Consider the following 13,957-nt stretch of genomic DNA (forward strand, 5'->3'; position numbering starts at 1 on the left):
CGCTGAGTGCACTCGGGGACACATCGTTGACACAGAAAGGGGCGGGCGCTGAGCGTGCAAACATCGGCTCCGTCAACCGTCGAGCTGGCGGGAGCCGTCACCGACCAATTGCGCGACTACCTGCGTGAGCGCCGCCGCGACTGCGAATACATCGGAACCGACTACGCCGAGCTGACCGAGGCCCTCGAGGAGTTCGTGCTCCGTGGCGGCAAGCGGATGCGCCCGGCCTTCGCCTACTGGGGCTGGCGCGCGGTGATCGATCCGGCCGACCGCCCGGCCGGTCCCGACGTGCTGAGGCTGTTCGCCGCGCTGGAAATGCTGCAGGCCTGCGCCCTGGTTCACGACGACGTCATCGACGATTCAGCCACCCGGCGTGGCCTGCCCACCGTGCACCGGCTGTTCGCCGACCGGCACCGCGACCGCAACTGGCACGGCTCGTCCAAGCAGTTCGGCCTGTCGGCGGCCATCCTGGCCGGCGACCTGGCCCTGTCCTGGGCCGACGACATCGTCGCCGCGGCCGACATCCCGGCTGACGCGCAGCGCCGCGTCCAGCAGGTCTGGCGGCACATCCGCACCGAGGTGCTCGGCGGCCAGTACCTCGACATCGTCGCCGAAGCCAGCGGTGCCGAATCGGTGGCCTCGGCGATGAACGTCAACACCTACAAGACCGCGTCCTACACGGTTGCCCGGCCACTACAGCTGGGCGCGGCGGCCGCCGCCGACCGGCCCGACGTGCAGCAGATCTTCCACCAGGTCGGTAACGATCTCGGCGTCGCCTTCCAGCTTCGCGACGACGTCCTCGGGGTGTTCGGAGACCCGGCGGTGACCGGCAAGCCCTCCGGTGACGATCTGCGATCCGGCAAGCGCACCGTGTTGCTGGCCGAGGCACTCGAGCTGGCCGACAAATCCGATCCCGGCGCCGCCGAGCTGCTGCGCACCTCGGTGGGCACGGAGCTGTCCGATGAACAGGTCGGTGACCTGTGCCGGGCCATCGAATCGGTCGGCGCGCTGGCCGCGGTCGAAGCACACATCGAACTGCTCACCCACCGCGCCCTGGATACGCTGGCGGCCGCACCGATCCACGACCAGGCGAAGACCGGCCTGGCCGAAATCGCCCGGTTCGCGGCGAACCGGTCGGCGTAGAACGCCGTCACCACGACATGACAGCTCCCTCATGACGCCCTTGCCTACCGAGACCCCGAGCACCGGGGTCGCACAACATATCTCGCGCTTTGCCGCATTCGCGGTGTCCGCCGAGGCCCGGCCGGCCCGGCTGGGGTGCCTGGGCGCAGCCCTGCTGACGATCGGTGGTCTGGGCGCGGGCAGCACCCGACTGCACGACCCGCTGCTGGAGTCCCTGCACCTGTCGTGGTTGCGGTTCGGGCACGGTCTGGTGCTGTCCTCGATCCTGCTGTGGGTCGGCGTCGCTGTGATGTTGATCGCCTGGCTGTGGCTGGGCCGGCGCGTGATCGACGGCACCGCCACCGAATACACCATGGTGGCCACCACCGGGTTCTGGTTGGCTCCGCTGCTGCTGAGCGTGCCGCTGTTCAGCCGCGACACGTACTCATACCTCGCCCAGGGCGCCCTGCTGCGCGACGGCTTCGACCCCTATGTGGTGGGCCCGGTCGAGAATCCGAACTCGTTGCTGGACAACGTGAGTCCGATCTGGACGACGACCACCGCACCGTACGGACCGGCGTTCATCCTGGTCGCGAAGTTCGTCACGATCCTGGTGGGCGACGACGTGGTGGCCGGCACCATGCTGCTGCGGTTGTGCATGCTGCCCGGCCTCCTGTTGCTGATCTGGGCGGCGCCACGGGTGGCCCGCCACGTCGGTGCCAACGGGGCTGCGTCGCTGTGGATCTGCGTGCTCAATCCGCTGGTGATCGTGCACCTGATGGGCGGCGTACACAACGAGATGCTGATGGTCGGCCTGATGATGGCGGCGATCGCACTGACCTTCGCGGGCCGGCCGGTGATCGGGGTCAGCCTCATCGCGATCGCCGTCGCGGTCAAAGCGACCGCCGGGCTTGCGTTGCCGTTCCTGGTCTGGGTATGGATGCGCCAACTACGGGAAAAGCGAAGCATGCCCGCCCTGCGGGCGTTCGCCCTCGCCACGGCCGCCTCGGTGCTGATCTTCGTGGCGGTGTTCGCGGTGACGTCGTTGTTGGCCGGCGTCGGCCTCGGCTGGCTGACGGCGCTGGCCGGGTCGGTCAAGATCATCAACTGGCTCACCGTGCCCACGGCGGCCGCCAACCTGATCAATGCCATTGGCGGCCTGATCTTTCCGGTCAATTTCTACGCAGTGCTCGAGGTCGCCCGGATCATCGGCATCCTCACCATCGTGATCGCCCTGCCACTGTTGTGGTGGCGCTACCGCCACACCGACCGCGAAGCCCTCACCGGCATCGCCCTGGCCATGGTGGTCGTCGTGCTGTTCGTTCCGGCCGCCCTGCCCTGGTACTACACCTGGCCGCTGGCGGTGGCTGCCGCCCTGATCCAGACCCGGCCGGCCATCGCCGCGGTCGCCGGATTCTCCACCTGGATCATGGTGATGTGGAAACCCGATGGGGCACACGGCATGTACTCGTGGGCACATGTCCTGCTGACCACGGCATGCGCAGTGGTGGCGTGGTACTCGCTCTACCGCACACCCGAGACGACGCCCGAGGCGCAGGGCCAGCCGTCAGTAACCTAGCGCCTGCGCGCGGCGCAGGACCTCGCGTGCCTGGTGGGAATGCAGCGCGTCGACCGGGCGGGCATTGGGCACCTGCTCGGTGCGGCCGTCGGCGGTGATCGTCAGCGACTCGTCCGGGGTGAACAACCAGCGCACGATCTCGGTGTCGCGGTAGCCGCCGTCGCGCAGCACGACCAGCAGACCGGGCAGGTGCTTGACCACGTGACCGTTGCCGTCGAAGAAGATCTTCGGCACCACCAGGGCGCGGTTGCGGCGCACGGCGATCAGCTGCCCGTCGCGCAACTGTTGGTGCACCTTGGTGACCGGGATGCCGAGCAAATCCGACACTGTGGGTAGGTCATAGACGGCCTCGTCGGGGGCCAGAACGTCATCGGCCGCTGGAATGCTGCTCACCGCATCGATTCTAGGACCTCGGCCGAAACTCGTAACATGTGTCCGGTGGGGCAGCAATCGGATCCACTCGTCGGCACGATGCTCGACGGGCGTTATCGCGTGGACACGCCCATCGCCACCGGCGGCATGTCCACGGTCTACCGCGGCCTTGACGTCCGCCTGGACCGTCCTGTGGCCCTGAAGGTGATGGACTCCCGCTACAGCGGCGACAGCCATTTCCTGACCAGGTTCGGCCGTGAGGCCAAGGCCGTGGCCCGGCTGAAGGATCCCGGGTTGGTCGCGGTGTACGACCAGGGCGGCGGAGGCCCCGGCGGCCAGTCACCTTTTCTCGTGATGGAACTGGTCGAGGGCGGAACGCTGCGCGAACTACTGGCCGAACGTGGTCCGATGCCGCCGCATGCGGTCGCCGCGGTGCTGGAGCCGGTGCTCGGCGGGCTGGCGGTGGCACACCGCGCCGGACTCGTACACCGCGACATCAAGCCCGAGAACGTGCTGATCTCCGACGACGGCGAGGTCAAGATCGCCGACTTCGGTCTGGTACGTGCCGTGGCCGAGGCCAAGATCACATCGACCAGCGTGATCCTGGGCACCGCGGCCTACCTGTCCCCCGAGCAGGTCAGCACCGGTGACGCCGACCCGCGCAGCGATGTGTACGCGGTCGGCATCCTCACCTACGAACTTCTCACCGGCGTCACACCGTTCACCGGAGACTCCGCACTCACGGTCGCCTACCAGCGGATGGACAATGACGTGCCCGCACCCAGCGCGGTAATCGCAGGGGTACCAACACAATTCGACCAGTTCGTGCGCCGGGCCACCGCCCGCGACGCCGCGCAGCGATTCGCCGACGCCGATGACATGCGGGCCGAACTCCACGCGATCGTCGACGACCTCGGCCTGCCGGCGTTCCGGGTGCCCGCTCCGCAGCAGTCAGCACAGCACCTGGCCGCAACCCGCGTCCATGATCTCGCCGAGCCGCGCAGGACAATTCGCCGGTATCGAGATGAGTGAGTTCTACTGGGCCCGCCACCGCGCCAAACGGGTACTCGCGTTCTGGTTGATCGCGATCATCACGCTGACCGGCCTTGTCGCCGCCGCGGCCTGGACGATCGGCAGCAACGTCAGCGCTTTGCTCTAGCTGCGCAGCATCTCGGCGACGAGGAACGCCAACTCCAGGCTCTGCTGGGTGTTGAGCCGTGGATCGCAGGCGGTCTCGTAGCGGCCGGACAGGTCCGAATCCGAGATGTCCTGTGCCCCACCGAGACATTCGGTCACGTTCTCGCCGGTGATCTCGACATGGATGCCACCGGGGTGGGTGCCCAGAGCGTTGTGCACCTCGAAGAACCCCTGCACCTCGTCGACGATGCGGTCGAAGTGCCGGGTCTTGTAGCCCGTCGACGACTCGTGGGTGTTGCCGTGCATCGGGTCGCACTGCCAGATCACCTTGTGGCCAGTGGCCTCGACCTTCTGGATGATCGCAGGCAGCAGATCGCGCACCTTGTTGTTGCCCATCCGCGTCACCAGGGTCAGCCGGCCGGGCTCGTTGTTCGGGTCCAGCCGCTCGACATATTCGACCGCCTGCTCCGGGGTCGTGGTCGGCCCCAGCTTGATCCCGATCGGGTTGGCGATCACCTCGGCCAGCGCGACGTGGGCACCGTCGAGCTGACGCGTGCGCTCACCGATCCACAGGTAGTGCGCGGACTGGTCGTACAGCTTGGGTGGTCCGTCCGGGTTCTCCGCCGGGTCGGACAGGCGCAGCATCGCGCGTTCATAGTCGATGACCAGCGCTTCGTGGCTGGCGAAGATATCGGCGGTCTGCAGATTGCGGTCGGCCACCCCGCAGGCGGACATGAACTTCAGGCCGCGGTCGATCTCCCCGGCCAACGCCTCGTAGCGGGCCCCGGCGGGCGAGGTCCGGACGAACTCGCGGTTCCAGTCGTGCACCAGGTGCAATGACGCCAGCCCGGACGAGGTCAGCGCGCGCACCAGGTTCATGGCGGCGCTGGCATTCGCGTAGGCCCGCACCAGCCGCGACGGATCATGGTCGCGCACAGCGGCATCCGGGGCGAACCCGTTGATCATGTCACCGCGGTAGGACTTCAGGCCCAGCGAATCCAGATCGGCCGACCGCGGCTTCGCGTACTGGCCCGCGATCCGGGCCACCTTGACCACCGGCATGCTCGCGCCGTAGGTCAGCACGACCGCCATCTGTAGCAGGGTGCGGATGTTGGCCCGGATGTGCGGCTCGGTGTTGTCGACGAACGTCTCGGCGCAGTCGCCACCCTGCAGCAGGAACGCCTCGCCCCGCGCGACGTCGGCCAGCAGGCTCTTGAGCTTCTCGATCTCCGACGGCACGGTGACCGGCGGCACGCTCTCCAGCACGGTGCGCATGGCTTTCGCCTCGTCCGCGTCCCAGCTGGGCTGCTGCACGGCCGGCTTGGCCAGCGCTGACTCGAGCCGCTGACGCAGCTCGTCGCTCAGCGGTGGTAGCGGCGGCAGCTCGTCGATGGGGATGTCAACGGTCCAGTTCACCCATTCATGGTAGCCGCCGGTGAACGGCCGTTTTCGCCGGTTGCGTGGTGTCGGATTCCCGCGCCGGCGCCGGCCCAAGGCCCGTCATCAGCTGGAACCGGTGCAGGTTGTGCCGTGCGTCGACCAGCGCGTCATGCGCTTCGGTCGGCCGCGGTGGCATCCGCGGTGATCCGCGGTCCTCCCAGAACTGCCGCAGCTCGCGGGTGAATCGCGGCATCGCCGGAGGCAGATCGGTCATCGGGCCCCACAGCTGGCAGAGCACGACGTGGTCATAGGCACCCACCCAGGCCCACAACTCGATCGGCTCGTCACCGTCGATGTCGAAGAAATCCTCCAGTTCCGACCGGATCTGTCGCCGCGACCGCCAGAGTTGCGAGGACGGGGACGGCAGCTTGGGCAGCACGTGCTTGCGTACCCACCGACCCGCGCGGTCCGGATTGAACTCGGTCGAGATCGCGTAGTACTCGCGTCCGTCCTCGGCGGCTACGCCGATCGAGATCAACTCGATGGTGCGACCGTCGTCGATGAACTCGGTGTCGTAGAAATAGCGCATCAGGCGATCTGCTCCGTCTTCGTGTCCGGCACTGTGACCGGGGCGGGGGCCGCGTGGATCTCCCGATCGAGCTCCGCGTCGACGGCGGCGTCGTCGGGGAACTTCGGCATGCCGGTGATCGCGTCCTGCAACCACAGTTTGGCCTGCACCACGGGCCGGCGCAGCCAGCGCTCCCGTTCCAGCGCGCGGTGCATCTTGCGGGGACGACTCGTGTAGCGCCAGCGTGCCCACGGTGCGTGCGGCCGCGACAGCCGAACCGCCCCGACGAACAACAACGGGGTTATGAACATGCCCACCAATCCAGTCCACACCTTGCCTTTGAGCAGGACCACCACCGCCAGCAGCAGAGTCAGTACCGCCACCATGACCACGAGTACGCGGATGGCCAACGACTGGTCCTCGCGCCAGATACCGATATCAAAGAATGACAGCGGGTTGAAACCCAGGATCAACAGCCCCGCGACCGCCACGGCCGCGAACACCGCATCCACCGAGGTGCGGCCGTCCTCGGCCCAGTACACATCCGAAAGGTGCAGGATCAGCGCGAACTCGTCGAGCACCAGGGCCGCACCGATGCCGAAGAACACCGCGGCAACGGTGAACTCCGCTACACCGCCGTTGACTGCCAACGTCACCATCGTCACGCCCGACACCATCACGAGCACGACCCCGATCACCATGTGGTGAATGTGCACGGAACCGTGTCCCATGTTGCGGGGCTGCCACCACTTGGGCGGGCGTTCGCTGTCGGCATTCCGGCGGATGTAACGCACCACGATGCGGGTCACGAAGAACGTGAGAATGAACGCCACCAGGCAGCACAGCAAAGGCAGACGATCCTGGGTGAGGAAATCGAGGTGAACGGTCGCGTGCACGCACAGAGAACTTACGCCGACCGGCGCGCGGCGCGAGAGCGGATGCGCCGTCGGCGGGTCACCCCCGATAGTCTGTTGAGAACATGAGTAAGCGGCAGTCGCCCGGCGGAGTTGGTTGGGCACCGACGATCGGGTGGCGGCTTTTTCAGTTGCTCACAGTGGCCGGGTTGATCCTGGTCGGCTGGCGGCTGCTGGGCCACGTGCCCTATCGCATCGACATCGACGTGTACCGGATGGGCGGACGGGCCTGGTTGGACAACCAACCGCTGTACGCCGACGGCGCCATCTTCCACACCCAGGGCGGCCTCGACCTCCCGTTCACGTATCCGCCGCTCGCGGCGATCATGTTCGCGCCGTTCGCCTGGCTCTCTCTGCCTGCGGCCAGTGTGGCGATCACCGCCACCACTCTGGTGCTCCTGATCGTCTCGCTGGTCATCGTGCTCACCCGGCTGAACGTCTGGCCGGAGACCACGATCACCTCGGAGCCGGTCTGGCTGCGCCGCTGCTGGCTGGCGACCGCGCTGGTGGTGCCTGCGGTCTTCTGGCTGGAGCCGATCCGGTCGAACTTCGAGTTCGGCCAGATCAACGTGGTGCTGATGACGCTGGTGGTCGCCGATTGCGTACCGCGCCGGACGCCGTGGCCACGCGGTGTGCTGCTGGGCCTGGCGATCGCCCTCAAGCTGACTCCCGCGGTCTTCCTTCTGTATTTCCTGCTGCGCCGCGACGTCCACACCCTGCTACGGACCGCCGCGGCCGCAGTGGTGGCGACGATCGCCGGATTCGTGCTGGCCTGGACGGATTCGATCGAGTACTGGACCGAGACGGTGCGCAACACCGACCGGATCGGTACGGCCACGCTCAACACCAACCAGAACATCGCGGGCACGCTGGCCCGGCTCGGCCTGTCCGAGGGGCCGCGGTTCCTGTTGTGGGTGGCCCTCTGCTTCGCGGTGCTGGCCCTCACGGTTTGGGCAGCCCGGCGGGCCCTGCGCTCCGGCACCGATGAGGCCCCTGTGGTCGCACTGATCTGTGTGGCGATGTTCGGCCTGGTGGTGTCACCGGTGTCGTGGTCACATCACTGGGTCTGGACCCTGCCGACCCTGGTGGTGACCGGTGTGCTCGCCTACCGGATGCGCAAGATCCCCCTGGCCGCGCTGTCGCTGGCCCTGGTGACCCTGATCGGACTCGCCCTGATGGTGTGGACGCCCATCGCATTGTTGACGCCCCACCACGAGACCGCCGCGTCGCTGATGCGGCAGCTGGCCGGTGACGCCTACCTGTGGTGGGCACTCGCGGTCATCGCGGTCATCGGCTTCGCGTGCGCCGCCCGGGCGGGTCAGACCACCGCTGAGCCCGCCGCCCCACTGGTCCGGTTGACCGGCGGCGAAACGTCCTAGCCCGCTGCGGCGTGCGGCAGCCGGGACGCGGGCTTGCTCGCGTCGACCGGCTGGCCGTTGGTCTGCTGCGCGCTCTCCTTGATGGCGGCGGCATAGATGTCGACGTACTCCTGACCGGACAGGTCCATCAGGTCGTACATCACCTCGTCGATCACCGCGCGCTCGATGAAGCGGTTACCGGCCAGGCCGTCGAACCGGCTGAAGTCCATGGGCTTGCCGAACCTGACCTCGACCCGGCCGAACCGCAGCCCCTTCGACCCCGGCGGGTTGACCACATCGGTGCCGACCATGGCCACCGGGATCACCGGCACACCGGTCTCCAGGGCCAACCTGGCCAACCCGGTCTTGCCCTTGTAGAGGCGGCCGTCCGGGGAGCGGGTGCCCTCGGGATACATACCGAGCAGCTTGCCCTCACCCAGGATGCGCTTGGCGGTGGTCAGAGCGGCCTGCGCCGAATCCGCATCGGTGCGGTCGATCGGCACCTGTCCGACGACGGTGTAGAACCAGGCCAGGAACCGGCCCTTGATCCCGGTACCGGTGAAGTATTCCTGTTTGGCCAGGAACGTGATTCGGCGGCTGACCGCCAGCGGCAGGTAGAAGCTGTCCATCACCGCCAGGTGATTACTGGCCAGGATGGCCGGACCGTCGGTCGGAAGATGTTCCAGCCCAGTGATTTTGGGCCGGCCGAGGACGGCCAGCAAGGGGCCCAACAGGACGTACTTGAACAGCCAATACCACATGGACCCTCCACCTTGTGCGCACCGCGCAATGCTCTGCGACAACTGTACCCAGGCCATGTTGTGGCTACCACAGCAAGCCCTGGATGCCTGCTGAGTCTCAGCGATGCCTCAGTCTTCGACCGTGACCGGGATGTGCTGGTAGCGCCCCGGAGGCGGCGGGGGCGGGTAATCGTCGGGCGGCGGTGCATCCGGTCCCCCGTCCGGCGTCGGGCTACCTCCGCCGGGACCGCTATCCCCACCACCGCCGGACCCATCGGCCCCCTCATCGAGGATCGCGCGAATCACCGTCAGCAGGGCCACACTGTGCTCGGCGATCACCGACAACAGCGGATGCTGCTCACCGTTGACGACCGCGGCCAACGCACACACCGGGCACCACACCTGCTGGCACTTACCCGGGCTGTCATCGGCCGACGCCGCGAAATTGGCCGCTACCAACCGCACCGCCGGATCCAGCCGGTCCAGGATTTCCTGCGCCAACTGCCGCAACTCCGAACCCAACTCGGGATGAGACCCCGTCATGCCGGCCACACCTCCGGATTCGGACGAAAACGTACCGTCAGTTCGCTACCCCGCAATTGCGCATCTGCCACGGTGCACCGACGCAGGACAGAGGCCAACCGCACCCGGCGCCGCATACCCGCGACACCGATGATCAAGTCGTCATCGACACGACCCAGCGTGAGGCCGGCCGAATCGATCTGCGGTAACTCTAGCCTCAACCGGTACACGGCTTCGAGTCCAGATCCCGACTCCCGGTCGACGACGGGCCGCAATGGGCCCGGTGGCGGCGACCCGTCACGGCGTCGCGCGCTGTCGATCAGCTCCCCCAGCGCCTTGGCGCCGATCGGCTCCCCCGGCACGTGCGGTACGAGCACCAGCTGCACATCGCCGATGGTGGCATCGAGATCGTCGAGCACCGACTGCTGTTCGGCGATCCGCTCGGTGTACCAGTCGAACGCGGGATGGGCCGGAAGGTTGTGGTACTCGAACGAATCATCCTGCACCAAAATCTGATTCACGATGATCTCGGTCACCTCGACGCCCATCAGGGCAAGCGATCCCAGCGTCCGCGATGCTTCGGCCGCCACCACCCGTTCGGGGGTGAGCACCAGATGGGCGCTCACCCGGGACCCGTCGGTGAGCAAGGTCCCCAGCCTGCGGATGCCCGAATCCACGCGTTCGATCAGGGCGACGATGGCCGCGCTGACCGCATCCGGTGAGCCCGACAGCCTGCGGTGCCGTGGCCAGGCCCGCTCCAGATACAGGCCGAAGGTCTCGGGCAGCGTGAGCATCCGCAAGGCATCGGCGGTCGAGGCACAGTCCACCACCACGTGATCCCAGCGTCCGGAATCGGCGAGCTCCCCGACCTCGTGCAGCCCGAGCACTTCCTGGATCCCCGGAAGCGCCGAAAGTTCTTCGGGGGCAACGTCTCCCAGATCCGATTCGGGGAAGCGGGCCGCCAGCGGCCCGGCCGTCTCGACCCAGCGCGCACCGAGTAGGGCCAGCGTGTCGAGCGCGAGGGCGTCCAGCACCCCACCCGCTTCCGTCAGTCCGGCGTCCAGATCGCTGAGCACCCGGGTGGGGGCACGTTGACCGGTTGGGGCGAGCGCGATCCCGAGAACATCGCCCGTGGAATGAGCCTGATCGGTGGACACGATCAGCACCCGCTGACCGGACGCGGCGTCACGAACCGCGGTGGCCGTCGCCAGCGTCGACTTACCTACGCCGCCCTTGCCGACGAACAGGCTGATCCTCGCAGGGGTCCGTGCGCTCCCGTCCGGCGAAGTCACTCAGCCTCTGCTCGTTTCTTCAGGTCTTTGAGCGCGGTGTCAGTCAGCCGCCGCTCAGCCTTCCGCTTGAGCAGACCGATCATCGGGATGATGAGATCGACCGACAGCTCATAGGTCACCTCGGTACCGGATCCCTTGGGCGCCAAGCGGTATGCCCCCTCCAGCGACCGCAGCAGCGAACTGGATACCAATGACCAGGTCACCGAGGTGCGATCGGCGGGCCACACATAGGTCAGCACCATGGTGTCCTTGAGCACCGCGGCGTCGAGCACCATCCGGGCGGTCTTGGGATTGCCCTGCGCGTCGGTCTCGAGGACCTCGGCTTCCTTGTATTCGGCGACCCACTGCGGGTAGGAGCCGATATCGGCGATGACATCCATCACCGTTACCGGATCTGCGTCGATATAGATGGTCTGTGTCGTCTTGTCGGCCACCGCGTCGCCCTTCTCCCCGCCCCACGGGGCTGCCGTGCTCCCCTGCCCCGCGGGGATGCCCTGGCTCTCGCCGAGAAATCTACCCTCCCGTGAACAAACGTGGTCAGGCCAGTCGGGACACCCCGACCGGGCGAGCCGACTCCAACCGCTGCTTGATCCCGAAGGACATCACCTTGCCCGCCACGCGGCGTTGGTGGTTCATTTTTGCCAGATCCATCTCGGCCAACTGTTTGGCCGTGGCGCCGGACGGTTCGGCATGCAGGAAGTAGTGCAGCACCACACCGTCCATCACCTCCTCGAGCCAGACCTCCATCGTGCCGGTCAACGCACCGGTCACGTTCCAGCGGTGGCCCTTCTCGGCGCGGTCCTCGACGACGTTGAGCACCAGGTCGGGCCACCACCGCCGCCAGCTGGCGGGATCGGCAACCGCGGCGCCGACCGCGACAGGATCGGCGCAGACGAATGTCTCGTCTGCGATCTGAATGCTGTTCATGCGGACTAGCTTCACATATGTGTGATGACCACCGCACACAGCCGGGAGAAGCAACGATGACCATCGCCCTTCGCACGGCCACCCCGCTCGTGGCCGGTGCGCCGGCCATCAGGGTGCTACCGCACCGGGCGGTGTGGCCGGATCGACGACGACAGAATCCAAACCCGTGCTCTGGGTGAGCGCCTGACGCGGACTAGGCTGACCCGCAAAGTCGGTACCACAAGCCTGGGAGGGCAAGATCGTGCGTGAGTTCAGTGTTGCCGCGTCGTTCACCGTCGACGAGCACGACAACATCGTCAGTTCGGTAGCCGCGCACGCGGCCGACAGCCCTGACCACGTCATCTTCCGGCGCCTGGTCAACGGCACCTGGACCGACGTGACCTGCGCCGAAGCAGCCGACCAGATTCGTTCGGTCGCCCTGGGCCTGATCGCCGAGGGCATCCAGCCCGGTGACCGCGTGGCGATCCTGTCGGCCACCCGGTACGAATGGCCGATCATCGACTTCGCGATCCTGTCGGTCGGCGCGGTGACCGTGCCGATCTACGAGACCTCCTCGGCCGAACAGGTGCGGTTTGTCCTCGACAACTCCGCGGCGCGGATCGTCTTCGCCGAGACCGACACGCACGCCGAGACCGTGGAACAGCTCCGCGGCCAGTTGCCCGAATTGCAGAAGGTGCTGCGGATCGAAGGCACCGGCACACCCGCGCTGGAGGCCATGGCCGAAGCCGGTAAAGCGGTCGACGCCGCCGAGATCGACACGCGCCTGGCCGGGATCCGTTCGGCCGACCCGGCCACCCTGATCTACACCTCCGGAACCACCGGACAGCCCAAGGGCTGCCAGCTGACCCACTCGAACCTGCTCTACGAGATCCGGGGAGCCAAGGCCTGCTTCCCCACTGAGCTGGCCGCGGGCGAACGGATGCTGGTGTTCCTGCCGCTGGCCCACGTGCTGGCCCGGGCCATCACCATCGCCGCCTTCACCAACAAGGTCACCCTCGGCTTCACCAGCGACATCAAGAGCCTGGTCCCGACCTTCGGCGTGTTCAAGCCGACCCTGGTGGTCTCGGTGCCCCGCGTGTTCGAGAAGGTCTACAACACCGCCGAGCAGAACGCCCGAAACGACGGCAAGGGCAAGATCTTCGCGATCGCCGCCGACACCGCGATCGAGTGGAGCAAGGCCCAGGACACGGGCGGCGCCGGGCTGCTGCTGCGGGCCAAGCATGCGCTGTTCGACAAGCTGGTCTACGGCAAGCTCCGGGCGGCCCTGGGCGGTGAATGCCGGGCGGCGATCTCCGGCGGCGCACCACTGGGCGCGCGGCTCGGCCACTTCTATCGCGGTGTGGGACTGAGCATCTACGAGGGCTACGGCCTCACCGAGACCAGCGCGGCGATCACCGTGAACCGGGTCAACGACCTCAAGGTCGGCTCGGTCGGCAAGCTGATGCCCGGCAACAGCATGCGCCTCGCCGAGGACGGCGAGTTGCTCGTCAAGGGCGGCGTGGTGTTCAGCGGCTACTGGGGCAATGAGACCGAGACCAACGCGGTCTTCACCGACGACTGGTTCCACACCGGCGATCTGGGCGCCATCGACGACGACGGCTTCCTGACCATCGTCGGGCGCAAGAAAGAGATCATCGTGACCGCGGGCGGCAAGAACGTCGCACCCGCACTGCTCGAGGATCGGCTGCGGGCCCACCCGTTGATCAGCCAGGCGATGGCCGTCGGCGATAAGCAGCCGTTCATCGCCGCGCTCATCACCATCGACCCCGAGGCGTTCCCGGGATGGAAGCAGCGCAACGGGAAGGACGCGGGCGCCTCGGTGGCTGATCTGGCCGACGACCCGGACCTGCTGGCCGAGATCGACCTGGCGGTCAAGGAGGCCAATCAGGCTGTGTCGCATGCTGAGTCGATCCGCAAGTTCCGGATCCTGCCCGTCGACTTCACCGAGGACACCGGTGAACTCACCCCGACGCTGAAGGTCAAGCGCAAGGTGGTGGCCGAGAAGTTCGCCACCGACATCGCGGCGCTGTACGGCTGATCCCTCGG

The 13,957-nt window shown here is 67.2% G+C and carries 13 protein-coding genes and 1 pseudogene; 5 read left to right on the forward strand and 9 right to left on the reverse strand.

From position 1 onward, the window contains the following. The first annotated feature begins 54 nt into the window (after positions 1–54). Together idsA2 and EYZ64_RS19170 are read left to right on the forward strand one after the other, a co-directional pair. Entirely contained in the window at positions 55–1,143 is a 1,089-nt protein-coding gene (gene idsA2 / locus EYZ64_RS19165; protein ID WP_135455725.1) for a bifunctional (2E,6E)-farnesyl/geranyl diphosphate synthase, read from the forward strand. Positions 1,144–1,174: 31 nt separating this feature from the next. After that, on the forward strand, positions 1,175–2,701 hold the full coding sequence (locus tag EYZ64_RS19170; RefSeq protein WP_135455728.1) for an alpha-(1->6)-mannopyranosyltransferase A: 1,527 nt from the start codon (positions 1,175–1,177) through the stop codon (positions 2,699–2,701). On the opposite strand, the gene EYZ64_RS19175 is transcribed toward EYZ64_RS19170, so the two are convergent. Next, positions 2,690–3,094, reverse strand: a complete 405-nt coding sequence (locus EYZ64_RS19175; protein ID WP_135455730.1) for an Rv2175c family DNA-binding protein — start codon at positions 3,092–3,094, stop codon at positions 2,690–2,692. The two genes, EYZ64_RS19170 and EYZ64_RS19175, sit on opposite strands and share 12 nt — an antisense overlap. 36 nt (positions 3,095–3,130) lie before the next feature. Here EYZ64_RS19175 and EYZ64_RS19180 point away from each other — a divergent pair. Continuing rightward, a pseudogene (locus EYZ64_RS19180) lies at positions 3,131–4,232 on the forward strand (protein kinase domain-containing protein). Here EYZ64_RS19180 and EYZ64_RS19185 read toward each other — a convergent pair. From EYZ64_RS19185 to EYZ64_RS19195, 3 genes are read right to left on the reverse strand one after another with little or no spacing between them, the layout of a single operon-like run. Continuing rightward, positions 4,229–5,626 carry a class II 3-deoxy-7-phosphoheptulonate synthase gene (locus EYZ64_RS19185; RefSeq protein ID WP_135455732.1) on the reverse strand — a complete coding sequence of 466 codons (1,398 nt, stop codon included), beginning with the start codon at positions 5,624–5,626 and terminating at the stop codon, positions 4,229–4,231. The pseudogene EYZ64_RS19180 and the gene EYZ64_RS19185 overlap by 4 nt on opposite strands. A gap of 4 nt (positions 5,627–5,630) precedes the next feature. Continuing rightward, the gene (locus EYZ64_RS19190; RefSeq protein WP_135455734.1) at positions 5,631–6,179 is read right to left on the reverse strand and encodes a polyadenylate-specific 3'-exoribonuclease AS; all 549 of its coding nucleotides are present in this window, start codon (positions 6,177–6,179) and stop codon (positions 5,631–5,633) included. Beyond that, positions 6,179–7,054 carry a hypothetical protein gene (locus EYZ64_RS19195; RefSeq protein ID WP_135455736.1) on the reverse strand — a complete coding sequence of 292 codons (876 nt, stop codon included), beginning with the start codon at positions 7,052–7,054 and terminating at the stop codon, positions 6,179–6,181. Before EYZ64_RS19195 ends, EYZ64_RS19190 begins: the two co-directional genes overlap by 1 nt. 83 nt (positions 7,055–7,137) lie before the next feature. Between EYZ64_RS19195 and EYZ64_RS19200 the strand changes: the two genes are divergently transcribed. Then, complete coding sequence (locus EYZ64_RS19200) at positions 7,138–8,451, forward strand: glycosyltransferase 87 family protein (RefSeq protein ID WP_135455738.1); 1,314 nt, start codon at positions 7,138–7,140, stop codon at positions 8,449–8,451. Here the strand turns inward: EYZ64_RS19200 and EYZ64_RS19205 are convergent. The 5 genes from EYZ64_RS19205 to EYZ64_RS19225 all read right to left on the reverse strand — a co-directional run bounded on the left by EYZ64_RS19205 (position 8,448) and on the right by EYZ64_RS19225 (position 11,911). Then, positions 8,448–9,191, reverse strand: coding sequence for a lysophospholipid acyltransferase family protein (locus EYZ64_RS19205; protein WP_135455740.1), 744 nt, complete (start codon positions 9,189–9,191; stop codon positions 8,448–8,450). The two genes, EYZ64_RS19200 and EYZ64_RS19205, sit on opposite strands and share 4 nt — an antisense overlap. A gap of 108 nt (positions 9,192–9,299) precedes the next feature. Further along, positions 9,300–9,713, reverse strand: a complete 414-nt coding sequence (locus EYZ64_RS19210) for a hypothetical protein (protein WP_135455742.1) — start codon at positions 9,711–9,713, stop codon at positions 9,300–9,302. Continuing rightward, entirely contained in the window at positions 9,710–10,984 is a 1,275-nt protein-coding gene (locus tag EYZ64_RS19215) for an ArsA family ATPase (protein WP_135455745.1), read from the reverse strand. The genes EYZ64_RS19210 and EYZ64_RS19215 overlap by 4 nt, the downstream gene beginning before the upstream one ends. Beyond that, on the reverse strand, positions 10,981–11,418 hold the full coding sequence (locus tag EYZ64_RS19220) for an SRPBCC family protein (RefSeq protein ID WP_135455747.1): 438 nt from the start codon (positions 11,416–11,418) through the stop codon (positions 10,981–10,983). Before EYZ64_RS19220 ends, EYZ64_RS19215 begins: the two co-directional genes overlap by 4 nt. Before the next feature lie 103 nt (positions 11,419–11,521). Beyond that, entirely contained in the window at positions 11,522–11,911 is a 390-nt protein-coding gene (locus EYZ64_RS19225; protein WP_135455749.1) for a polyketide cyclase / dehydrase and lipid transport, read from the reverse strand. 241 nt (positions 11,912–12,152) lie between these two features. On the opposite strand from EYZ64_RS19225, the gene EYZ64_RS19230 reads away from it, so the two are divergent. Next, on the forward strand, positions 12,153–13,949 hold the full coding sequence (locus EYZ64_RS19230; RefSeq protein ID WP_135455751.1) for an AMP-dependent synthetase/ligase: 1,797 nt from the start codon (positions 12,153–12,155) through the stop codon (positions 13,947–13,949). The last annotated feature ends 8 nt before the right edge of the window (positions 13,950–13,957 follow it).

The sequence above is a fragment of the Mycobacterium sp. DL99 genome (genome assembly GCF_004762045.1).
In the GTDB taxonomy this organism is placed as follows: Bacteria; Actinomycetota; Actinomycetes; order Mycobacteriales; family Mycobacteriaceae; genus Mycobacterium.

Bases quoted from the DNA above. Each gene is read 5' to 3' on its own strand.
- EYZ64_RS19170 (WP_135455728.1), top strand. From the start codon at position 1,175: ATGACGCCCTTGCCTACCGAGACCCCGAGCACCGGGGTCGCACAACAT.
- EYZ64_RS19190 (WP_135455734.1), bottom strand. From the start codon at position 6,179: ATGCGCTATTTCTACGACACCGAGTTCATCGACGACGGTCGCACCATC.
- EYZ64_RS19200 (WP_135455738.1), top strand. From the start codon at position 7,138: ATGAGTAAGCGGCAGTCGCCCGGCGGAGTTGGTTGGGCACCGACGATC.
- EYZ64_RS19205 (WP_135455740.1), bottom strand. From the start codon at position 9,191: ATGTGGTATTGGCTGTTCAAGTACGTCCTGTTGGGCCCCTTGCTGGCC.
- EYZ64_RS19210 (WP_135455742.1), bottom strand. From the start codon at position 9,713: ATGACGGGGTCTCATCCCGAGTTGGGTTCGGAGTTGCGGCAGTTGGCG.
- EYZ64_RS19225 (WP_135455749.1), bottom strand. From the start codon at position 11,911: ATGAACAGCATTCAGATCGCAGACGAGACATTCGTCTGCGCCGATCCT.